Annotated in this window: 27 protein-coding genes; 23 read left to right on the plus strand and 4 right to left on the minus strand. The window is 27.1% G+C overall.

Annotated features, from left to right (window positions below; translation table 11 throughout):
- The 10 genes from pabB to rpoD all read left to right on the plus strand — a co-directional run bounded on the left by pabB (position 1) and on the right by rpoD (position 9,028).
- Positions 1–1,350 (plus strand): aminodeoxychorismate synthase component I, encoded by a 1,350-nt coding sequence (gene pabB / locus ACUSRV_RS04965; protein WP_490140818.1) that lies wholly within the window; start codon positions 1–3, stop codon positions 1,348–1,350.
- Positions 1,340–2,080 (plus strand): aminotransferase class IV, encoded by a 741-nt coding sequence (locus ACUSRV_RS04970; RefSeq protein ID WP_490140819.1) that lies wholly within the window; start codon positions 1,340–1,342, stop codon positions 2,078–2,080. The genes pabB and ACUSRV_RS04970 overlap by 11 nt, the downstream gene beginning before the upstream one ends.
- 27 nt (positions 2,081–2,107) lie before the next feature.
- Positions 2,108–2,818, plus strand: coding sequence for a hypothetical protein (locus ACUSRV_RS04975; protein WP_490140820.1), 711 nt, complete (start codon positions 2,108–2,110; stop codon positions 2,816–2,818).
- A gap of 12 nt (positions 2,819–2,830) precedes the next feature.
- Positions 2,831–3,403 (plus strand): GTP cyclohydrolase I FolE, encoded by a 573-nt coding sequence (gene folE / locus ACUSRV_RS04980; RefSeq protein WP_490140821.1) that lies wholly within the window; start codon positions 2,831–2,833, stop codon positions 3,401–3,403.
- Positions 3,404–3,417: 14 nt separating this feature from the next.
- Complete coding sequence (folP, locus tag ACUSRV_RS04985) at positions 3,418–4,209, plus strand: dihydropteroate synthase (RefSeq protein WP_490140822.1); 792 nt, start codon at positions 3,418–3,420, stop codon at positions 4,207–4,209.
- A 7-nt stretch (positions 4,210–4,216) separates the two neighbouring features.
- On the plus strand, positions 4,217–4,582 hold the full coding sequence (folB, locus tag ACUSRV_RS04990) for a dihydroneopterin aldolase (protein ID WP_490140823.1): 366 nt from the start codon (positions 4,217–4,219) through the stop codon (positions 4,580–4,582).
- Positions 4,575–5,069 carry a 2-amino-4-hydroxy-6-hydroxymethyldihydropteridine diphosphokinase gene (gene folK, locus ACUSRV_RS04995; RefSeq protein WP_490140824.1) on the plus strand — a complete coding sequence of 165 codons (495 nt, stop codon included), beginning with the start codon at positions 4,575–4,577 and terminating at the stop codon, positions 5,067–5,069. The genes folB and folK overlap by 8 nt, the downstream gene beginning before the upstream one ends.
- Entirely contained in the window at positions 5,062–5,853 is a 792-nt protein-coding gene (aroF, locus tag ACUSRV_RS05000; protein ID WP_490140825.1) for a 3-deoxy-7-phosphoheptulonate synthase, read from the plus strand. The genes folK and aroF overlap by 8 nt, the downstream gene beginning before the upstream one ends.
- A gap of 184 nt (positions 5,854–6,037) precedes the next feature.
- Positions 6,038–7,852 (plus strand): DNA primase, encoded by a 1,815-nt coding sequence (gene dnaG, locus ACUSRV_RS05005; protein WP_490140826.1) that lies wholly within the window; start codon positions 6,038–6,040, stop codon positions 7,850–7,852.
- Positions 7,853–7,873: 21 nt separating this feature from the next.
- Positions 7,874–9,028 carry an RNA polymerase sigma factor RpoD gene (gene rpoD / locus ACUSRV_RS05010; RefSeq protein WP_490140827.1) on the plus strand — a complete coding sequence of 385 codons (1,155 nt, stop codon included), beginning with the start codon at positions 7,874–7,876 and terminating at the stop codon, positions 9,026–9,028.
- Positions 9,029–9,075: 47 nt separating this feature from the next.
- On the opposite strand, the gene ACUSRV_RS05015 is transcribed toward rpoD, so the two are convergent.
- The gene (locus tag ACUSRV_RS05015) at positions 9,076–9,264 is read right to left on the minus strand and encodes a hypothetical protein (protein WP_490140828.1); all 189 of its coding nucleotides are present in this window, start codon (positions 9,262–9,264) and stop codon (positions 9,076–9,078) included.
- A 68-nt stretch (positions 9,265–9,332) separates the two neighbouring features.
- Here ACUSRV_RS05015 and ACUSRV_RS05020 point away from each other — a divergent pair, with 68 nt between their 5' ends.
- The 3 genes from ACUSRV_RS05020 to ACUSRV_RS05030 are packed head-to-tail and all read left to right on the plus strand — an operon-like array spanning position 9,333 to position 12,556.
- Positions 9,333–10,031, plus strand: coding sequence for a tRNA (adenine(22)-N(1))-methyltransferase (locus ACUSRV_RS05020; protein WP_490140829.1), 699 nt, complete (start codon positions 9,333–9,335; stop codon positions 10,029–10,031).
- Positions 10,021–11,121, plus strand: coding sequence for a Nif3-like dinuclear metal center hexameric protein (locus tag ACUSRV_RS05025; RefSeq protein WP_490140830.1), 1,101 nt, complete (start codon positions 10,021–10,023; stop codon positions 11,119–11,121). The genes ACUSRV_RS05020 and ACUSRV_RS05025 overlap by 11 nt, the downstream gene beginning before the upstream one ends.
- A gap of 37 nt (positions 11,122–11,158) precedes the next feature.
- Complete coding sequence (locus tag ACUSRV_RS05030; protein ID WP_490140831.1) at positions 11,159–12,556, plus strand: MATE family efflux transporter; 1,398 nt, start codon at positions 11,159–11,161, stop codon at positions 12,554–12,556.
- Between the two features lies 1 nt (position 12,557).
- Here the strand turns inward: ACUSRV_RS05030 and ACUSRV_RS05035 are convergent, their stop codons facing one another.
- Positions 12,558–12,797 carry a hypothetical protein gene (locus ACUSRV_RS05035; protein ID WP_490140832.1) on the minus strand — a complete coding sequence of 80 codons (240 nt, stop codon included), beginning with the start codon at positions 12,795–12,797 and terminating at the stop codon, positions 12,558–12,560.
- 133 nt (positions 12,798–12,930) lie between these two features.
- On the opposite strand from ACUSRV_RS05035, the gene splB reads away from it, so the two are divergent.
- The 10 genes from splB to truA all read left to right on the plus strand — a co-directional run bounded on the left by splB (position 12,931) and on the right by truA (position 22,083).
- Entirely contained in the window at positions 12,931–13,953 is a 1,023-nt protein-coding gene (gene splB / locus ACUSRV_RS05040; protein ID WP_490140833.1) for a spore photoproduct lyase, read from the plus strand.
- 85 nt (positions 13,954–14,038) lie between these two features.
- Positions 14,039–14,854, plus strand: a complete 816-nt coding sequence (gene larE, locus ACUSRV_RS05045) for an ATP-dependent sacrificial sulfur transferase LarE (RefSeq protein WP_490140834.1) — start codon at positions 14,039–14,041, stop codon at positions 14,852–14,854.
- Between the two features lie 10 nt (positions 14,855–14,864).
- Positions 14,865–16,007 carry a THUMP domain-containing class I SAM-dependent RNA methyltransferase gene (locus ACUSRV_RS05050; RefSeq protein WP_490140835.1) on the plus strand — a complete coding sequence of 381 codons (1,143 nt, stop codon included), beginning with the start codon at positions 14,865–14,867 and terminating at the stop codon, positions 16,005–16,007.
- A 164-nt stretch (positions 16,008–16,171) separates the two neighbouring features.
- Positions 16,172–16,429 carry a hypothetical protein gene (locus ACUSRV_RS05055; RefSeq protein WP_490140836.1) on the plus strand — a complete coding sequence of 86 codons (258 nt, stop codon included), beginning with the start codon at positions 16,172–16,174 and terminating at the stop codon, positions 16,427–16,429.
- Between the two features lie 85 nt (positions 16,430–16,514).
- Positions 16,515–17,141, plus strand: a complete 627-nt coding sequence (locus ACUSRV_RS05060; RefSeq protein ID WP_490140837.1) for an HD domain-containing protein — start codon at positions 16,515–16,517, stop codon at positions 17,139–17,141.
- Positions 17,142–17,213: 72 nt separating this feature from the next.
- Positions 17,214–17,741, plus strand: coding sequence for a (Fe-S)-binding protein (locus ACUSRV_RS05065; protein ID WP_490140838.1), 528 nt, complete (start codon positions 17,214–17,216; stop codon positions 17,739–17,741).
- A 73-nt stretch (positions 17,742–17,814) separates the two neighbouring features.
- Positions 17,815–19,179: a hypothetical protein gene (locus tag ACUSRV_RS05070; RefSeq protein WP_490140839.1), complete on the plus strand. Its 1,365-nt coding sequence runs from the start codon at positions 17,815–17,817 to the stop codon at positions 19,177–19,179.
- A 15-nt stretch (positions 19,180–19,194) separates the two neighbouring features.
- On the plus strand, positions 19,195–19,893 hold the full coding sequence (gene walR, locus ACUSRV_RS05075) for a cell wall metabolism DNA-binding response regulator WalR (RefSeq protein ID WP_490140840.1): 699 nt from the start codon (positions 19,195–19,197) through the stop codon (positions 19,891–19,893).
- Positions 19,894–19,895: 2 nt separating this feature from the next.
- Positions 19,896–21,326: a sensor histidine kinase gene (locus ACUSRV_RS05080; RefSeq protein WP_490140841.1), complete on the plus strand. Its 1,431-nt coding sequence runs from the start codon at positions 19,896–19,898 to the stop codon at positions 21,324–21,326.
- 16 nt (positions 21,327–21,342) lie between these two features.
- Positions 21,343–22,083: a tRNA pseudouridine(38-40) synthase TruA gene (truA, locus tag ACUSRV_RS05085; RefSeq protein ID WP_490140842.1), complete on the plus strand. Its 741-nt coding sequence runs from the start codon at positions 21,343–21,345 to the stop codon at positions 22,081–22,083.
- Positions 22,084–22,124: 41 nt separating this feature from the next.
- On the opposite strand, the gene ACUSRV_RS05090 is transcribed toward truA, so the two are convergent.
- Together ACUSRV_RS05090 and ACUSRV_RS05095 are read right to left on the minus strand one after the other, a co-directional pair.
- Positions 22,125–22,505, minus strand: a complete 381-nt coding sequence (locus ACUSRV_RS05090) for a DUF4363 family protein (protein ID WP_490140843.1) — start codon at positions 22,503–22,505, stop codon at positions 22,125–22,127.
- 5 nt (positions 22,506–22,510) lie between these two features.
- Positions 22,511–23,182, minus strand: coding sequence for a DUF421 domain-containing protein (locus ACUSRV_RS05095; protein ID WP_490140844.1), 672 nt, complete (start codon positions 23,180–23,182; stop codon positions 22,511–22,513).
- Positions 23,183–23,323 lie beyond the last annotated feature (141 nt).

The following is a 23,323-nucleotide window of genomic DNA, read 5'->3' on the forward strand; positions in this document are numbered from 1 at the left end:
ATGATAATAGAATTAAATACAAAACTAAATTCTTTTGAATTATTTACTATATTTAAAAATGATGACCATAGTTTTATATTAGATAGTGCAATGGATGAAAATAAGTTAGGTAGATACTCTTTTATAAGCGCAAATCCATTTAAAATATTAAAATATAAAAATAGTAATGAAAACCCAATTAATTTTTTAAAAGAAGAATTAAGTAAATATAATGTAACTAATAATTCGGATTTGCCATTTATAGGAGGTGCAGTAGGGTATTTATCTTATGATCTAGGTAATTATATGGAGAAACTACCTAGAAATGCTGTAGATGATACTAATGTACCAGATCTATACTTTGGATTGTATAATTGGGTAATAGTAATAGATCATTTAGAACATAAAACTTATGTAGCTACCCCTGATATAGACAGACAGGAAGAAGAAATCCTAGTAGATAAAACAAGAAAAAAAATAGCTAAAGCTGAAATGTATGGAATAGATTCAATATGTTATGAAGAAAAAGAAATAGAACCAACTAAACTAGTTTCTAATTTCAAAAAAGAAAACTATTTACAAGCAGTAGAAAAGGTTAGAGAATATATAAGAAGTGGAGATATATATCAAGCAAATCTAACACAGAGATTTAGTGGTAAGACATCTCTTTCTAGTTATGAACTATATAGAGATTTAAGAAGAATAAGTCCAGCGCCATTTGGAGCATTTTTAAACTTCGAGGAAACACATATTATATCTAATTCTCCAGAGAGATTTATAAAATTTTTCGGAAATAATATAGAAACTAGACCAATAAAAGGAACAAGACCTAGGGGTAAAACAATAGAAGAAGACTTGTTACTTCAAGAAGAGCTTAGAAATAGTGAAAAAGATAAATCAGAGCTTTTAATGATAGTAGATTTAGAAAGAAATGATCTAGGTAAAGTATCTAAAATAGGAACTGTTAAAGTTCCTGAATTATTTGTAATAGAACCATATGCAAATGTTCATCATTTAGTATCAACGGTTATAGGAGAATTAGAAGAAGGAAAAAACTGTATAGATATAATAGAAGGAACTTTTCCGGGAGGCTCTATAACTGGAGCTCCAAAAATAAGATCAATGGAGATAATAGATGAACTTGAACCAACTCAAAGAAATGTATATACAGGATCTATAGGATATATAGGTTTTAATGGAGATATGGATTTGAATATAGCTATAAGAACTATTATAAAACAAGATGAAAATGTACACTTCCAAGTAGGCGGTGGTATAACTTGGGACTCAAATCCAGAGGATGAGTATCGAGAAACAATAGATAAAGCAAAATCTATGATGAAAGCATTAAGGGGATATTATGAAGAATAATGTGTCTTTTGATAGTACACTTTCTAAATTTGGAATAGGATTATTTGAAACTATAAAAATTAAAAATAAAAGCCCTATATATATAGATAAGCATTTAGAAAGATTATATAATTCTATTGATAAACTAAATATTAATTTTAGAATAGATAAAAATGAAATATATAAATTAATAAATTTATATATTGAAGATGAAAATATTTTAAATAGTGCTCTCAGAGTTACAATATTTGATGAAGGATATAACTTCTCCACAAGAGATATACCGTACACAAAGAAACATTATGAAATAGGATTTAAAGTAACTGTGTCTCCAATTAAAAGAGGTTTAAGTGAGATATACAGGCATAAAACTACAAACTATTTTGAAAATATATATTCTAAAAATTATGCATTACAAAAGGGATTTGATGAAGGGTTATTTATAGATTTAAATGGGTATATACTTGAGTGTTCTATGAGTAATATATTTTTTATAAAAGAAAATAAGTTATATACTCCAAAAAAAGAGTCATCAATATTAAATGGGATAATGAGAACTCGTGTTATAGATATTTGTAAAACTCTAGATATAATATGTATAGAAGATGATATAAATATAGGCGACTTAGATAAGTTCGATTTCTGTTTTATAACCAATAGCTTGATGGGACTTATGAAGGTACATTGTATTGATAATATCATATATGAAAATACAAATGCTATATTTGAAAACATACTAAATAATATATAATCATCTTTGTGTTAGGGGGCCTTATATATGGTGGATATAGAGTATACAAATATTAAAAAAATATATGAAAATGAACTTAATAACATAATACAAAATAAAAATGTAAAATCTGTATTGATAGTTGGATCAGCTAAAGATATAGATTTAGAAGATGACGAATATATAAACGATATAGATTTATTCGTTATTATAGAAGAAGGCTTAGGTCAAGTAAGAGAAATGAAATTAATTAACGGTATAGAATTTGATATAAACTATTTCCCTATATCTTTAGTAGACAACCTCGTAAGAAATAATGAATATTTCTTCATACAAGCTATGAAAAATGCAAAGCTTGTATATGATGAAGATGATTTAGGGAAATTATATATACAAAGATGTTTACGAAAATATAATCAAGGGCCAAATGAGCTTACTAAAAGTGAAAAATCTAAACTTTTATATGAAATCCAAAGTAGTTTAAAAAGATTAGAGAAAAATAATATTCATAATAAATTTGAATATGAATTGCTAGCTAATTTGTATATAAGAGATATTATGAGAAGTTATTTTATGCTAAATAAAAAATGGGTACCAAAAGATAAAAAGTTATTTAGTATTTTGAAAAAAGAAAATGAAGAATTATATGAATTAATCACAGAATTTTATCAAGATTACAGTCATGTCCAATTAGAAAAAATATATAATTATGTATTTAAAAATATAAAAATATCTGATTATATAAAGATAAATTATTAAGGAGGTATTATTATGGCAAATATGGATAGAGAAAAAATAAAAAGAGCAGTTAGGGATATATTAGAAGCAATAGGTGAAGATCCAGATAGAGAAGGACTTCTAGATACTCCTGACAGAGTAGCAAGAATGTATGAAGAGATATTTGGAGGCATTCATGAGGATGCTAGGAAACACCTTCAGGTATATTTTCAAGATGAAAAACATGAAGAATTAGTATTAGTTAAAGATATACCTTTTTATTCATGTTGTGAGCATCATCTAGTTCCATTTTTTGGTAAGGCACACATAGGATACTTGCCAAAGGATGGTAAGCTAACAGGCCTTTCAAAACTTGCGAGGGTAGTTGAAACTATAGCTAAAAGACCTCAATTACAGGAGCGTATAACTAAAGATGTAGCTGAGATAATAATGGAAGAGTTAGAACCTTACGGAGTTATAGTAGTTGTAGAAGCTGAACATATGTGTATGACTATGAGAGGTGTTAAAAAGCCAGGATCTAAGACAATAACATCAGCTGTAAGAGGTATATTCCAAAAAGACATAGCAGCAAGGGCTGAAGCAATGAGTTTAATAAATATGAGGTAGTAGGGGGTTATACAATGTTTGAATTTGGGGAAAAAACTTATATAATGGGAATACTGAATGTTACTCCAGATAGTTTTTCTGATGGAGGAGATTTTACAAATATAGATATTGCAATTGACCATGCCAAAAAAATGGCTAAACAAGGTGCAGATATAATAGATTTAGGGGCAGAATCTACAAGACCTGGATATACCAAAATTAGTGATGAAGAAGAAATAGAAAGACTTTTGCCAGTTGTAAAAAGATTAACAAAAGAAGTTAATGTTCCTATATCAGTAGATACTTATAAATCAGAGGTTGCTAATGCTGTTTTAGATAATGGAGTATATATGATAAATGATATTTGGGGACTTCAATATGATAAAAATATGGCAAATGTAGTAGCAAAGCATGATGCCTATGTATGTATAATGCATAATCAAGACGATACAAATTATAATAAAGATATAATGGATAGCATAAAAGATTTTTTATTAGAAAGTATAAAAATAGCAAAAGAATCTGGAATAAAAGATGATAAAATAATATTAGATCCAGGTATAGGATTTGGTAAAACATATGAACAAAATATAGAGGTATTAAGAAGATTAGGAGAACTTACTGACCTAGGATATCCTATACTTCTTGGAACATCTAGGAAATCTACAATTGGCAAAATACTTAATGTTGAGCCAAAAGAAAGAGTTGAAGGCACTATAGCTACAACTGTAGCGGGTATAATAGATGGAGTCGACATAGTTAGAGTACATGATGTAAAAGAAAATCTTATGGCAGCAAAAGTAGCAGACGCTATATATAGAAGGTAGGTATAGCATGGATAAAATATTGTTGAGTAATTTAGGATTTTATGGATATCATGGAGTTTTAAAAGAAGAAAATGTATTAGGTCAAAAATTCTTTTTAGATATTGAATTATATGTTGATACAAAAAAAGCAGGTATGACTGACAATATGTATGATTCAGTAAGCTATGCAGAAGTATATGAGTTAGTTAAAGATATAACGCAAAATGAAAGATTTAATCTAATAGAGGCTTTAGCGGAAAATATATCTACTAGTGTACTTGATAAATTTAACTTAGTTCAAGAAATAATGATAAGAGTAAAAAAACCTGAAGCTCCAGTTAACGGAATATACGATTATTTTGGGGTTGAAATAAGGAGAACTAGGAATGACTAAAGCTTATTTAGGATTAGGAACTAACATTGGAGATAGGCTGAACTTTTTAAGTGAAGCTTGTGAACTAATAAGTCAGATTCCCGAAACAAGTATAACTAAAAAATCTAAAATATATGAAACTAAAGCATGGGGATATACAGAACAAGCTGATTTCCTAAATCTGTGTTTAGAAATCAAGACAAACTTATCACCTATGGAACTACTAAAAACTTGCCAAAAAATAGAACTAGAATTAAAAAGAGAAAGAGTATTAAAATGGGGTCCAAGAACAATAGATATTGACATATTATTTTATGATGATATAATTTCAAATGATGAAATATTAACTATACCACATCCTAGAATTCATAAAAGAGCATTTGTCATGATTCCTTTAATGGATATAAATAAAAATTTAGTAATAAATAATAATACTATTAAGGAACATTTACAAAATCTTACTCAAGAAGAAATGGATGAAATAAAGGAGTTTATAGGTAATGAATAAAAACCTATCCAAAGATAATATAAATATAAAAATAAATGATAAATTGACAATACCTAAAGATAAACTTATAATAGCTGGACCCTGTGCTATAGAAAGTTATGAACAATTGTTAGAAACCGCGAAGTATGTAAAATCTAAAGGCGCCAATATGTTAAGAGGTGGTGCATATAAACCTAGAACTTCACCTTTTTCATTTCAAGGAATGAAAGAAGAAGGATTAGAAATATTAAGACAAGTTAAAAAAGAAGTAGATATGCCAGTTATAACAGAACTTATGGATATTAGAGAACTTGAAAAAGTTTACGAAGTTACGGATGTAATACAAATAGGATCTAGAAATATGCAAAATTTCTCTCTTCTTATTGAAGTTGGAAAACAAGATAAACCTGTTATGCTAAAAAGAGGGATATCAGCTACTATAAAAGAATGGATAAATTCAGCTAAGTATATATCAATGGGTGGTAATAATAATATAATTATGTGCGAAAGAGGAATAAGAACTTACGATGATTATACTAGAAATACACTAGATTTAGCTGCAGTCCCTATAATAAAAAAAGAAACAAATTTTCCAGTAATTGTTGATCCAAGTCATGCTACAGGAATAAGATATTTAGTAAAACCTATGTCTTTGGCTGCTTTTGCGGCTGGGGCAGACGGTATTATGGTTGAAGTTCATCCTAATCCCGAGCAAGCTCTATGTGATGGAGAACAATCTCTGTATTTTGAAGAATTTGAAGAACTTATTAATTCAATTAATTATATGAAAGAGAGGCTTAAATAAGCCTCTCTGTATTTTTTTGCTTATGGTGCAGATAATATCTTATATCATTAAAAAATAATTTTATAAATATAGAAGGATTTTTACAAAAAAAGTCGAAATATAGTAAAATGTGTATTTGACAAATTGTAAATATATTGTAAAATAGTAATGTTGCAATTACACCTATATTTAAGAAGGTGATAAAATGAGTACGAATATGCAAGATGTCATTGATGAAATCAAATCAAGATGCGACATAGTAGACATTATCTCAAACTATATATCTGTTAAAGCATCAGGAACAAACTATAAAGCAGTATGTCCATTTCATACGGAAAAGACACCATCTTTTTATATAAGTCCTCAAAAACAAATATATAACTGTTTTGGATGTGGTGAAGGTGGAGATGTAATAAAGTTTGTTATGAAAATGGAAAATATTGATTTTATGGATTCAGTAAAAATATTGGCAGAAAAATGTGGACTAGAGATAAATAATAACATGGATGAAGAAACAAAAAAGAATATTCAAAAGATGAAGCTTTTAACAGATATCCATGTAGAAACAGCTAGGTATTACTTGGCTATTTTAATCCAAACACAAAACAAAGGATATCAATATTTAAAAAACAGAGGTTTAGACGATAAGATTATGAAAAACTTTGGCTTAGGTTATGCACCTAATGATTGGCAAGGTTTATTTAACTATCTAACAAAGAAAGGTTATGAGATAGAAGATCTATTGGAAAGTGGATTAGTACTAAGGAAAAAAGATGGCAATGGATATCGTGATAGGTTTATAAATAGAGTTATTTTTCCTATATTTGATTATAGAGGTAGTGTAATAGGTTTTGGAGGTAGAGTGTTAGATGATTCACTGCCAAAATATTTAAATTCACCTGACACACCTATATTCAATAAAAGAAATAATCTTTATGGACTTAATTTTGCCAAAAAAAATATAGCAAATAACACTATAATATTAGTTGAAGGATATATGGACTTAATAAGTTTAGCCCAATATGGTATTAGAAATGTCGTTGCAACACTGGGTACTGCTCTTACAGAAAATCAAGGAAAATTAATTAAAAAATATATAGATACAGTTATAATTTCTTATGATTCCGATAATGCCGGAATAAATGCAACTTTAAGAGCAATTGATACTTTAATTAAACTAGATGTAAACGTAAAAGTATTAAATCTGGGAGAAAGCAAAGATCCAGATGAATTTATAAGAAATTATGGACTTCAAGAATTTAATAAAATTATAAATAATTCTATACATTACATACAATTTAAAATAAATATAATAAGAAAAAATTATAATCTAGACATTGGTGAAGATAAAATACAATTTACTAAAGAAATAGTAAAGTTGTTTAAATCTTTAAAGAGTCCAGTTGAAATAGATTATTATGTAAATTTATTAAGCAATGAAACTGGTATTAGTACAGATTCTTTGAAAAGAGAAATATATGGAAAAAACTATATAGAACCTATTAAAAAGAAAGGTTCTTGGCATAATAAATCTACAGATAATAAAGTAGAAAAACCTAAGATAATAGAAAAAGGTAAAGAAATAATAGAAAAGAAACTTATAAAAGTATTACTAGAAAATAAAGAAATTAGAAATAAAGCCTTATTAAAATTGGATAAAAAAGATTTTATATTGAAAGATAGCAAAGAAATAATAAATTATATGATTAAAAATGAAGATTTGGATAAAATAAGTATTGACAAATTAAAAGATTTGAACATATCTGAAAATTATATAAGTGATATAAATAATACTACAATGGATAATATAAATTATGAACATAACAAAAGTATGGAAGAACTTATAAAGACTATTAAAAAAAATAGTGTGCAATATAAAATAGATGAGTTGCTAAGAGAACAAAAAAATATAGAACGCTTATCAAAAAGCGAAAATATAGATGCGAAAGAGGTAGATGAAAAAGTTATGAAAATTGCTTTAGAAATAATACAACTTAGAAAATCTTTACATCAAATATAATTTAGGAAGGAGGTTATTGTGTTGGATAATGAAAATGTTAAAAAAAATAAAAAAGTAACAGCTAAGAGTTTAATAGAAAAAGGTAAAAAAGCGGGTTCTTTAACTCTTGGTGAAATAATGGAAGCTTTTGCTGAAACTGATCTAGATAAAGATCAAGTAGAAAATCTATATGAAACATTAGGTCATTTAGGTATAGAAGTTATTGAACAAAAAAATAATAAAGCGGATTTTGATTTTGGAAATGATGATTTGGAAGTCGGAGACATAGACGAAGATGGTAAGGAAGATGAAGAAGATGTTGAATTAATGGATTTACAAAATATAGACCTATCTCTTCCTAAAGGAATAAGTATCGATGATCCGGTTAGAATGTATCTTAAAGAAATTGGTAAGATACCTTTATTAAAGCCACATGAAGAGGTTGAATTAGCAAAAAGAATGCATGATGGAGACGAAGCAGCTAAAAAAAGACTAGTTGAAGCAAACTTAAGACTAGTTGTAAGTATAGCTAAAAGATATGTTGGAAGAGGAATGCTATTTTTAGATTTAATACAAGAAGGAAATTTAGGACTTATAAAAGCAGTTGAAAAATTTGATCATACAAAAGGATATAAGTTTAGTACTTATGCTACTTGGTGGATAAGACAAGCTATAACACGTGCTATAGCAGATCAGGCTAGAACAATAAGAATACCGGTTCATATGGTTGAAACTATAAATAAACTTATAAGAGTATCAAGACAACTTCTACAAGAATTAGGAAGAGAACCAAAGCCAGATGAAATAGCTGCAGAAATGGAACTTCCTGAAGAAAAAGTAAGAGAAATAATGAAAATAGCTCAAGAACCAGTATCTCTTGAAACGCCAATAGGTGAAGAAGAAGATAGTCATTTAGGAGACTTTATACCTGACGAAGATGCTCCAGCTCCAGCAGAAGCAGCTGCATATTCATTATTAAAAGAACAAATAGAAGAGGTTTTATCTTCGCTAAACGAAAGAGAACAAAAGGTCTTGAAGTTAAGATTTGGACTGGAAGATGGTAGAGCTAGAACTCTAGAAGAAGTAGGAAAAGAGTTTGATGTAACGAGAGAAAGAATAAGACAGATAGAAGCTAAAGCTTTAAGAAAGTTAAGACATCCGAGTAGATCTAAGAAATTAAGAGACTATTTAGATTAAAAAAATTCGCCTTTTGTATATAGGCGAATTTTTTTAATCTGCACTACTTAGTTCCAATAATTCTTTCTTTTTCCATAATCTATTTCCCTTTGAAGTTCTTGTTTACTTTTTTGAGGTTGTTTTTGCTTATCCTGTAATTCAGATAAAGCTTCAGTTTCATGTTGCCAAGTCACAGTATCCTCACCCCAACCATATTTTGGAATGTTTTTTAAAGCATCTTTATTGTTTTGAGACATAAGAAACACCTCCATGAACTTATTATTTGAATTTTATTAATATAAATACTAGGAAGGATGTGTATACATTGAAATTAAGTGATAGATTATTAGCAATTGCTAATTTAGTAGATAAAAATAATACTATAGCAGACATAGGAACAGACCATGGATATATTCCTGTATATTTACTAAATAATAATATTATACAATATGCTATAGCAGCAGATATAAATAAAGGTCCTCTTGACAATGCAAAAAAAGAGGTTCTGTTAAATAAACTGCAAGATAAAATAGACTTAAGATTAGGATCAGGATTAACAGTTTTAGAAGAAGGAGAAGTAGATGAGGCTATAATAGCAGGAATGGGTGGAGTTTTAATAAGTGAAATACTAGAAGTATCTAAAAAAGTTTCTAAGTCTTTTAAAAAAATTATACTTCAACCTATGCAAGCTTCTGATGAACTTAGAAGATATTTATGTGAAAATGGATATGAAATAATAGATGAAACCTTAGTAAGAGAAGATTTCAGATTATATGAGATTATAGTAGTTAAATATACAGGAAAAATAGAAGAATTAGAAAATGAAATATTTTATGAAGTAGGAAAAAAATTAATAGATAAAAAAGACCCACTAGTTTGTGAGTTTATCGATAAAAAAATAAAATCATATGAAAATGTATTAATTAAGTTAAAAGACAAAACTGGAGAAGTTATAGAAAATAGAAAAAAACAATGCTTAAATAAAATACATGAACTAAAGGAGGTCAAAAATATTGTACCTTAAAAAAATAATAAATATACTTGAAGAACAATATCCAAAAAATTTAGCTTATGATTGGGATAATGTTGGATTATTAATTGGAAATATAAATGCAGATATAAAAAATATATTAATATGTTTAGAGGCTAATGAATCCATAGTAGATGAAGCAATAGAAAATAAAGTTGACTTAATAATAACTCATCATCCATTTATATTTAAAAAGTTGTCATCTATAAATGAAAATGATATAAAAGGAAAATGTATATATAAACTAATTAAAAACAATATAAATATTTACTGTATGCATACAAATTTTGACATAGCATTTGGTGGCTTAAATGATGCTTTTGCTCATATGTTAAATCTTAAAAATGTAAATATATTGGAAAATACTAAAAGCGAAACCTTATATAAAATAGCAGTATATGTACCTAAAAGCCATGAAGAAGTAGTAAGAGAAGCTATGACTAATGCAGATGCAGGAAATGTAGGAAATTACAGTGATTGTACATTTAATATTAAAGGAATAGGAACGTTTAGACCTTTAGAAGGAAGTAATCCATTCATAGGAAGATCTGAGCTTTTAGAAAAAGTAGAAGAAGTTAAAATAGAGTCTATATGTGAGAAAAAGAATTTAAATAAAATAATAAATAATATGATAAAAGCCCATCCATATGAAGAAGTAGCATATGATACATATAAACTAGAAAACAACGGAAAATCATATGGCTTAGGAAGATATGGAAGCTTAGAATATGGAATGACATTAGAAGAATTATCTAACAAAATAAAAGTTGAACTAAATTCAAATAATTTAAGAATAGTAGGACCGCCAAATAATATTGTAAAAAAAGTTGCAATAGTTACAGGTTCTGGTGGTGAATTTGTAAAAAAAGCGTATCTAAGAGGATGTGATGTTTTAATAACTGGAGATGTAAAATATCATGATGCTCAAGATGCCATAGATTTAGGTATATCTATAATAGATGCAGGTCATTTTGAAACAGAAAATATTTTTATAGATATATTACACACTTATTTATATCAAAAATTATCTGATGTTAATATTATAAAGTCTAATATAGATATAAATCCTTTTTCTATAATCTAATGTTATATAAAATTTAGAATAATTATAGGAGTTTATAATGGAGAAAACTAGTAATTTAACTGAAGGTAGCATTATTAAATCGCTTATAAATCTTTCACTGCCTATTATGGGTACATCATTTATACAAATGGCTTATAACATGACAGATATGGTATGGGTAGGAAGAATAGGAAGTAAGGCAGTGGCAGCGGTTGGAACAGTTGGTTTTTTCCTTTGGTTTGCATTTGCATTTATACTTATATCGAAAATCGGTTCAGAAGTAATGGTAGGTCAGCATATAGGAAAAAAAGATTATACTGGAGCACGGGAATTTGCTATACATAGTATTCAAATAAATATTATACTGGCCATATTGTATGGAATATTTTTGATTGTATTTAGAGATAGCCTAATAGGCTTTTTTAACTTAGGAGACATGGAAGTTATAAAAATGGCTAAAAAATATCTCGTAATAGTATCTATCGGCATACCTTTTTACTTTATAACTCCTGTCTTAACAGGTATATTTAATGGTGCTGGAGACAGTAAAACACCCTTTATTATAAATACTATAGGACTAATTTCAAACATAATATTGGATCCTATATTTATATTTGGAATAGGTATATTTGAGCCTCTGGGCGTTTCTGGTGCTGCTATAGCAACTGTACTATCTCAACTTACTGTCACATTGTGTTTTATATATAAGATGAAACAAAAAGAAGAAGTTTACTTTAAAATAAACTTATTTAATAAACCTAAACTTTTTTATATAAAAACTATATTTAAATTGGGATTCCCTGTAGCACTTCATAATGGACTATTTACTATATGCTCTATGATATTAGCTAGAATTATATCTGATTGGGGACCAACTGCAATAGCAGTGCAAAAGATAGGCTCACAAATAGAGTCTATATCTTGGATGACTGCAGGAGGTATATCAACAGCATTAGGAGCATTTATTGCCCAAAACTATGGTGCGAAAAAATGGGATAGAATATTTAAAGGGTATATAACTACTATGATAATAGCTGCTTTTGTAGGAATATTTGCAACTATACTTCTTGTATTTTTCGGTGATACAGTATTTTCATTCTTTATACAAGAAAAACAGGCTATAAATATAGGGATAGATTATCTAAAAATATTAGGTTATTCGCAACTATTTATGTGTATAGAAATAGCAACAACTGGTGCGTTTAATGGTCTTGGAAAAACCACAATACCAGCAGTTATAAGTATACTATTTAATGCATTACGTATACCAAGTACTATATTTCTAGCCAAACCAGAACTACTTGGACTAGACGGAGTCTGGTGGAGTATAAGTATAAGCAGTATGATAAAGGGAATATTAGTTTTTATATTATTCGCTATACTAGTATTATATAAAGAGAGATACGTTATAAAAAGTTCTATTTTTCAGGAGCAACAAAAAAGAATTGCTGATTAATTTAGCAATTCTTTTTTGTATAATATATTTTTGGTATATATAAATTTATTCCATTTAAATTAGTAATAGTATCATATATAAGTGTGACATTATCTTTTATTATATTATTTTTAAGTTCTATGGTAGATAAAAGGTTATTATTAGATTTTATTTCTAAAACATTTGTATTTTCAATAAACTCAATTTTTATATGTTTATTAAGCCTTAATAAGTTTTCTAATATTTTAATATCTATAATCATTTCTATCACTCCTAAGTTGTCATTTGATTTTATATTATAACATCTATAAAAACTTTTCAAATTTAAATAATGTATAATAATATGTACCTTTAAAACAAACAATAGTTATATATTGTTTGAAAGGAGAGAAAATATGTTTGTACCTAAAAGAATAATTTTTGAAAAAGGTGCTCTTGATTATGAATTAGGAAAAGAGATATATAATGAGTTTAAAGATAAATTAGATGTGGAAATTATAAAATTATCATCAAATAAGATTAATACATATATACCTGGTGATAATTTACATGATAAGTATAGAGAAGGGAAAAAAACTTTAGTTGTTGGTATCAAGAAAAGTCTTAAATTTCAAACATGTAAGCCATCTGCTCATTATCAATTGCCGTTGGTTAGTGGATGTATAGGTCAATGTGAATATTGCTATTTAAATACTCAACTTGGAGACAAACCCTTTATAAAAGTACATGTAAATACTGACGAGATATTAAGGCAGACTCAAAAGCATATAGATGTAAGGTGTCCTGATATAACTATATTTGAAGGAGCTGCAACCTCAGATCCAGTACCAATTGAACCTTATACAAATTCACTAAGAAAAGCTATAGAATATTTTGGATCACAAGAACACGGTAGATTTAGATTTGTAACAAAATACAATGATATAGATACACTTTTAGATGCAAATCATAATGGACATACTGTAATAAGATTTAGCCTAAATACAGAGAAAATTATAAGTGAGTATGAACACTTTACAGCATCAGCTAAAAAAAGAATTGAAGCTGCAGCTAAATTATCTCAACATGGATATCCAATTGGATTTTTAATAGCTCCGGTATTTATATATGAAAATTGGAAAGAAGAATATAGAGATTTAATAAATAATTTAGCTAAAATTTTGCCTAAAGATACTCCATATCCTGTAGATTTTGAGGTAATATCACATAGATATACTACGAAAGCTAAAAATAGAATTAATGAAATATTTCCGAGTACTTCTTTACCTATGAAAGACGAAGAAAGAAAATTTAAATATGGTCAATTCGGATATGGAAAATATGTATATCCAAAGGAAGATATGAATGATATAAAAGAATTCTTTAAAGAAGAATTAGATAAAGCTTTTTCAAATAAAAACATTAAATATATAATATAAAATCTATCAACCTTTTATATTTGATTTTATTCTAACTATTAGTATATAATTAACATTAATAGAAATATATAGGAGGTCGTCTTAATTGGATAGATATCAAAAGCTAGATTTATTAAAATCTAATTTAAAAAAGTTAGGAAGTTTAGCAATAGCATTTTCTGGAGGTGTAGACAGTACATTTTTACTAAAAGTAGCTTATGATACTTTAGGAGAAAATGCTATTGCTATAACTATTAAAGGAATTATGCACAGTAGTAGAGAGATAGAAGAAGCCAAAGAATATGCAAAACAAATTGGCGCAAAGCATGTATTAGTTCCTGTTGAAAAATTTGATGTTAAAGAGTTTATAGATAATGATCCTCTAAGATGTTATTACTGTAAAACGGCAGTATTTACTAATATAAAAAATATAGCAGCATCAAACAATATAATATATGTTGCCGATGGTACAAATATAGATGATTTAGGCGACTATAGACCAGGAATGAAGGCTTTACAGGAATTAGATATTATAAGTCCTTTAAAAGAAGCGGGAATGACTAAAGAAGATATAAGAATGTTATCAAAAGATTTAGAATTAGAAACCTTCGATAAGCCTTCATTTGCTTGTTTGGCATCTAGAATACCTTATGGAGAAAAAATAACAAATGAAAAACTTAGAATGGTAGAAAAATGCGAAGATTATTTATTAAAATTAGGATTTAAACAGTTTAGAGTAAGATGTCATTTAGATATAGCTAGAATAGAAGTATCACCAGATGAAATATCAAAGTTTTTTGATGAAGATTTCATGAAACAAACCCATGATGAATTTCAAAGATTTGGATTTAAGTATGTAACTTTAGATATGTTTGGATATAGAACAGGAAGTATGAATGAAGTATTAGATACAAACAACTAGGAGGAATTATATGAATAAGTATACACTTGTAGCCCCATGTTTTTTTGGAGTAGAAAAAATGCTTTCCAGAGAAATAACAAATTTAGGATATGAAATCGAAAAAGTAGAAGATGGTAGGGTAACATTTTCAACAGATGAGTATGGTATAAGCAAATCAAATATGTGGCTTAGATGCGCAGAAAGAATACTATTAAAAGTAGGAGAATTTGAAGCTACTACATTTGATGATTTATTTGAAAATACTAAACGTATAGATTGGAGCAAGTTTATACCATATGATGGTGAATTTCCTGTACATAAAGCTACATCTATAAAATCAAAGCTTTTTAGTACACCAGATATACAAGCTATAGTAAAAAAAGCAGTTGTAGAAAGTATGAAGAAAAAGTACGATGAAAATTGGTTTCTAGAAAATAAAGAAAAATATCCAATATATGTGTTTCTAAATAAAGATAAAGTTACTTTATGTATAGACACAAGTGGAGAAGCGCTTCACAAAAGAGGATATAGAGAAAAATCAAACCAGGCTCCTATAAGAGAGACATTGGCAGCAGCTCTAGTATACTTAACACCATGGAGACCAGGAAGACCCTTAATAGACCCATTATGTGGATCAGGAACTATACTAATAGAAGCTGCTATGATAGGATTGAATATGGCACCGGGTTTAAATAGAGAGTTCATATCAGAAAAATGGAGATCTATAGATAAAAAAATATGGCCTAGTGTTAGAAAAGAAGCTCGTGATGCTGTAAAAAGTGAAAAATTCAAGATAAAGGGTTATGACATTGATTCAGAATCTATAGAAATAGCTAAAGAAAACGCAAAACTTGCAAATGTTAGTCAATACATAGACTTTGAAGTACAGGATGTTAAAGATTTGAAAATAAATGATGAGTATGGATTTTTAATAACAAATCCTCCTTATGGCGAAAGATTAGAAGATAAAGAAAGTGTCAAAGCGTTATATAAAGAAATGGGAAAAGTATTTAAAAAGTTGAATACATGGTCATATTATATTATAACTTCTCATGAAAAATTCGAATATGAATTTGGAAAAAAATCAGATAGAAATAGAAAGTTATATAATGGAATGCTAAAAGCCTACTATTATCAATACATGGGTCCAAAACCACCAAAAAACAATAATTAGTAATAAAAAGAGTCTGTGTCTTAATTATACAGGCTCTTTTTATTACTAATTATTGTCCTAGTAGGTTATAATACTTAATTAAATTTAAAATAAATGTAACAAAAACCTAAAAAATAAATATTATATATATTGGAATGAATAAAATTATTTGGGGGTATAGATTAATGTCAAAAATGAAATTTAGAATAAAAAAAAGAACTAAAAAAAACAACACAAATGTTAAACTAGACAATAATATAGAAAAGTATGACAACGATATAATACAAGAAGATAGAATAACAGAAAATTCATGTCAAGACTTAAATTTAGAACAAGATGCTACTGAGGAGATAATTGAAAAAAAATCTAAATCGAGAAAGAAAAAAGGAAAAATGAAAATGAGACTTAGAAATCCATTAGTAAAATTAATAAAAAAATTATAAATAAAAAAATATAAAAAACGTTAAAATAAATAATAGAGCTTAGTTATTCTAAGCTCTATTATTTATTTTAATAGGAGATGAATTTATGACTAATACACAATTATTTATCGATATAAATAATCATTTATTAAATGATGAAAAACCATCTATTTACTTAAATAAATTAAAAAATGAAGATCAATTAAATAAAGAACCCTTTGTTTGGTTACTTAACTTAGAAAAGATAGAACAATCTAAAAAATATCATCCTGAAGGTAGTGTATGGAATCATGTTATGTTAGTTATAGATAATGCAGCTAAATTAAAAAATAAAAGTGAAAATAAACAAGCATTTATGTGGGGTGCTCTTTTACACGATATAGGTAAGTTAACTACAACTAAATTAAGAAAAGGAAGAATAACATCTTATAATCATGATGTAGAAGGAGAACAATTAGTTAAAAAGTTTTTAAAGATGCTAATAGATGACGAAGATTTTATAGAAAAAGTATCAAAACTTACAAGATGGCATATGCAGCCTTTATTTGTTAGTAAAAATTTACCTTTCTCAGATTTAACAGAAATGATATCCCAAATCAATATTGATGAAATTGGTTTAATATCCTTAGCGGACAGACTTGGGAGAGGGAATATGACAGAGGAAATAGAAAACAAAGAAAGAGAATCTATAAACAAGTTTTTAAAAGTAGGTAAAGATATAGAGAATAACTAAAAAAGGTATATACTTTCTTATATTTAATATTATAATTATAAATAAAATATTAAATATAAGGAAGTGAATTTTATGTATTTAGATGAAATAAATATAACTTTTATGGAGCCATGCACATCCCTAGCTGGTTCTGTTTTATTTAAAGCAAAGCTTTCAAAAGATGTTTCAGAAATTTTACCATACATAAATGCTGTTATGAATGATGCTATGTATAACAAAAATTCTAATACTTTGAGTTTTAAACAAGGATTTACCATAATTACTATAAAAAATAATACTCTTTCAGTATGCAAAGCATTGAATGAAACACATGCATATGAGATAATAGACATGATAAAATCTTTGGTAAATAATACATATTCTCAAAAACAAAATATAACCCCTCTATATGATATGAGATTAAAACCAAAACCATTGGATATATATAAGTATCTTCCTAAAACAAACTGTAAATTATGTGGGGAATCTACATGCATTGCTTTTGCATCTAAACTTATTTTAGGACAAAACAATCTAAAACAATGTAGCCCTCTTTATGAAAATGATAATACTAAAAATCTAGATTATCTTAAGAATTTAGTTCAAATGTTAGGCCTATAAAATAAGAAATTTATAATTTAAAGTAAAATATAGTACTTTTGCAATATGTTTTTTACAACTTAGGAGGTTTTAAATGAGACGTATTATTATATGTTTTTTGGCGATATTAACTTTAACAATATCCTCTGGATGTACTAGTTCGAGAACTCCTGAGCAGCTAATAAACAAGCCTATTGATAATAAAGAACAGGAAGAATTATATAAAAATATAAATCAACTTTTACCACCAAAAGCTTCTTTAATACTTCCTTCAAATTCATCTGAAGTAGGGACTATAAATAAAGTAGATTTAAATAATGATGGGATAAAAGAAGTAATTGCTTTTGAAAAAAAGGAAGATGTATATACTGAAAATAATGAAATTGGGTTTATGATTTTAAATGAAGAAAAACAATCGTATAAATTAGTAGATACAATATCAGAAAAAGGAACTCGTTTAGAGTATGCTAATTTCTATGATTTAAATAATGATGGAACAAAGGAAATTATACTTATATGGAGTATCGCCGACACAATAAATACAAAAATGAGTATTTATAATTTTGATAAAGATAAGATAGAGAATATTTATAATCTAAATCATAATTGGTTACCTGAAGAAGTTAAGAATTATCCTATGAAAATAAAAATAGGCCATTTAGATAATGACAATATAGTAGATATAGTACTATTTAACTATAATGGTACAACTTATGATATGTATGCAAGCTTATGTAATTTCGACACTAAACTTAACCTAGTAGATCATATTAAACTTAAATCAAATTATGACATATCAGATTCTTATATAACCTTGGGGAATATTTCTTCAGAAAAGAAAGGGATTATGATGGATATACCCCTAACACAAGATAGTTATTATACGCAGATTTTATATAAAAGAGAAGATACATTAGAAAAGGCTTTTGATGACTACTATCCAGCTACATATAAATCTTATTATATATCAAATCAAGATGTAAATAATAATGGGATATTAGATATACCTGTTGTTACAGAAAAAAATAATTATAGAATAAAGAGCTCTTCCACAGTAACTTGGTATGAATGGAATAATAAAAATGATGAAAATAACGAAGATTTAAGGTTTACATCACAAATCTATTATAATTATAATTACAACGTAGAATTTAAAATTCCATCGCCACTTGTGAATAAGCTAAGAGTAGAGGAAGAATATAAAGGAAATAATGTTTATTTTAAATTTTATTATTCTGATCCACATTTGTCACAACAAAAAAACATATTTACTATAGGTTATCTAGACAAAAATACTTTAGATGATACCCAAAAAGTTCCTAGCATGGGGGATACAAGTTTTCATATAGCAGAAACTGATACAAAAGTATTTATGGGTGTTATGGATAAATCAAATATCCCTAAATCTATAGAAATAACGCAAAAAATGATAAAAAATAGTTTTAAACTAATATATTAATGTAAGGGTGATTGTATGAAAGATAAAATACTAATACTAGAAGATGAGATAGGTATAAGAAGTTTCGTTAGTATAAATTTAAAAAGAGAAGGTTATGAAGTTATAGAAGCATCTACAGGACAAGAAGCTATAAATAAAGTAAATGAAGAAAAAGATATATCAATAGCATTACTTGATGTAATGCTTCCAGATATCAGTGGTATAGAAGTATGTAAATATATCAGAAATAATTTTGATTCTGTAGGAATAATAATGATAACTGCAAAATCTCAAGAAGAAGATAAAATAGAAGGTTTTATTTCAGGAGCGGACGATTATATAGTTAAACCATTTAGTATAAAAGAATTGCTCGTAAGGGTAAGTGCACTTCTTAGAAGAATAAAAAAGGATGAAGTTAAAAAAGATAATAGTATTATACAAAGTGATCCATTTACACTAGATACAAATAAAAGAAAATTACTTAAACATGGTCATGAAATAGATTTAACACCTACCGAGTTTTCTATAGTTAAATATCTAATGATAAATGCAAAAAAGTCACTAAGTAGAGATCAAATACTAGATGAGGTTTGGGGTAAAAATTATTTATATGACTTTAAAATAGTAGATGTAAATATAAGAAGAATAAGAAATAAAATAGAAGATGATCCGTCAAAACCTAGATACGTTCAAACTGTATGGGGATATGGTTATTGTTGGAGAAAGGAAGAGTAATATTGTTACATTTTGAGGGACTACATTTTGAAGGGCTAAGAAAAAAGATAATATTAAATTATTTCAAAATAATAATAATAACAGTAGTTTTATTTGAAGCCTTATTTATCTTCTATATTAAATTTTATTATTATAACTCAGTTGAGCAATCACTATTAAATAAAGCCTCTTATACCTATGATTTTTATAGTAAATATATGGCTAGTGATAATTTAGAATCAAAACTAAACCACATATATTCCAAAGAAATCTCTAATAAGAACTTTGAATTTGCAGTTCAGGTAATAGATAACAACTATAATATGATAATAGACCAATATGGCTTTAGTTCTGATAAAAAAATACAATATGAAGATGTAAAACAAGCTTTAAAAGATAAAATATATCCTTATGTATATACTACCAAAGACACAAAGGAACATGTTATGAGTGTGTCCGTTCCTTTAAAAGTAAACAATAAAATAGAAGGATTAGTTAGATATACAGTATCTTTAGAAAATATAGATATAACAATAATAAAGATAATAGCTGGTCTTATACTAGCAGGTATTATTATATTAGGTATTGCCTTATCTCTTAGTTTGAAATTTGCTAATACATTAGTAGTTCCATTAAGAGAATTGAAGGTTTTTGCAAATGAATTAGCTCATGGAAATTATAATATAAAATTGAAAAACAGAAAAATATCAGATGATGAAATAGGAGAATTGGGGCAAACTTTCGAATATATGGCGGAAGAAATAGATAAAAGTGAAAAGTTAAAAGATGAGTTTATATCCTCTGTTTCTCATGAACTTAGAACCCCCTTAACATCTATTAAAGGGTGGAGTGAAACTTTAAGTTATGGAGCTACACAAGAAGAATTAGATTTAGGGTTAGGCATAATACAAGACGAAACAGATAGATTAATAAAATTAGTAGAAGAACTTTTAGATTTTTCTAGACTATCATCCGATAGAATTAAGCTTCAAGTAGATATAGTAAATCTATATGCTTTACTTAGAGATACAATAAATCAATTTAGAATAAAGGTTAATGAAAGAAATATCAATTTATCATTAGATATAGATGGAGATCTTAAAAATATACAAGGAGATAAAAATAGATTAAAACAGGTACTAATAAATCTTCTTCAAAATTCATTAAAATTTACCAAAGAAAATGGTTATATAGTTGTAAAGGTCTACCAAGATGAAGACTATACTTATATAAAAGTTATAGATAATGGAGAAGGTATTAGTAAAGCAAATCTTGAAAAGGTATTTGATAAATTTTTTCAAGAAAATTACAATAAATCTGGTAGTGGTTTAGGTCTTGCTATAAGTAATGAAATTGTTAAGCTTCATGAAGGCGAAATGAATATAGAAAGTGTAAAAGATATAGGAACTACGGTTACAGTAAAAATCATTAATAAGTTGTTAGAATCTGTATAACAAGAAAGGGTATAATATGAGAAATATAAAACTAATTATTCAATATGATGGTTCAAGATATAAAGGATGGCAAAGACTTGGTGATACAGACATGACAATACAAGGAAAAATAGAGTCTGTTCTAAGTAAAATTAATAATGAAAATATAGAATTAACAGGATCAGGAAGGACAGATGTAGGGGTTCATGGACTTGGACAAGTAGCAAATTTCAAAACTAGCAGTGACATGAGTATTGAAGATATAAAGTTATATCTTTATAAATATCTTCCTGAAGATATAGTGGTAAATGATGTAGAAGAAGTTGACGATAGATTTCACTCTAGATATAACTGTACCTCTAAAACATATTTATATAAAATATGGAACTCTAAATATCATAATCCATTTTTAAGGAAATATACAAATCATGTTGAAAAAGGTTTAGATATAGATCTTATGAAAAAAGCATGTATATATCTTATAGGAGAACACGATTTTACTAGCTTTGCATCTTCTAAATCTAAGAAAAAGTCTAATGTACGTGAAATATACTCTATAGATATTGAAAAACAAAATGAATCAGTAGAAATATACGTACATGGGAATGGATTTTTATATAATATGGTTAGAATAATATCGGGAGCATTAATAGATGTAGGACTAAAAAGAATAAAGCCAGAAGATATAAAAAATATGTTAGAAGCCAAAGATAGAACTAAAGCTTCAGACACAGCACTTGCAAAAGGATTATATTTATATAAAGTTAATCATAAATAAAATAAAAAAGAAATCTCATATAGTGCGAGATTTCTTTTTTATTAAAATATATTTTGTAGACTATATGATTCTTTTTCTATTATATGATGGAACGAATGCTGTATAAGTTCAACTTGTTCTACACATAAAGCTGGATCTTCCATTTCTATCCCATCTCTTAATATATGAAGATATAGTGTTACAGTATCTAATTCTCCATGATTTAATACTACATACCATATGCCTTTTTCTTTAACCCAATTCGTATAGGTTTCTTCTAATTCGCTAGTTGCTTCATCCCATTTTTTATTTTCTACATATTCATCAATTAACTTGATTTTATCAGTATAATAATTTACAAATTCATTAGCTTCCTTATTAATATAAACACCTGACATAACTAATAAAAACGTCCATATCATAACTCCAATAAAAGCCTTCATAAATACTACTCCTTTTTCTGCTTTATTTGTGCGTATATGTTATCGTCTTCATCTAATATACATATGAAGGTACTTTTAAAATCATTTATACCTTTCTTTTTGAGTTCATTCAATAACCATTGTTCACCTTTATTTATCATTTTTAGATTTTCTTTTAAAATTTTACCATCTAAAACTAGCATAATAGGAAGGTGCTTGAACTCTTTAGATTGAGCTTCATCGTCTGAACTTAACCCTGGAGCTGGAACTACACTTAAATCTCCATCTGTTTCCAATATTGCATATTGAACTTCTCTTAAGTTAAAATAGCCTTGTAATCTTAATTGTTCTAGTAATTCATCTATACCTAATCTTTCTTTTCTCATTGATTTTTCGTCTAATTTACCTTTTCGTATTAATATAGTAGGTTTTCCAGATATTATTTCTCTACCTTTAGTACTTTTCACACTTATATAAGAAACTATCATTTGTATAAACATAAGACCTGTTATTGCTGCTATACCATATGTAATTGGAACTTTATTATCTTCCATTGGAAAGGCTGCAACTTCTGCAATCATAAGAGTTATAACTAATTCAAACGGATTCATTTCAGAGAGTTCGCCTTTTCCCATTACTCTTAATGCTATTAAAACCGCTATATACAATATTATTGTTCTCACTAATACTACTATCATCTTAATTCCCCTTATAAAATTATTTTATATATATATTTTTACTAGTTAATAAGTTTTTATTCCCATAAGAATAAATTATAAATGCTTCTTTACTAATAACGTCTTTAATTTTACAAATATCTTTGATATAATAAGCTTTGA

It is taken from the genome of Sporacetigenium sp. TC11 (assembly GCF_058146105.1).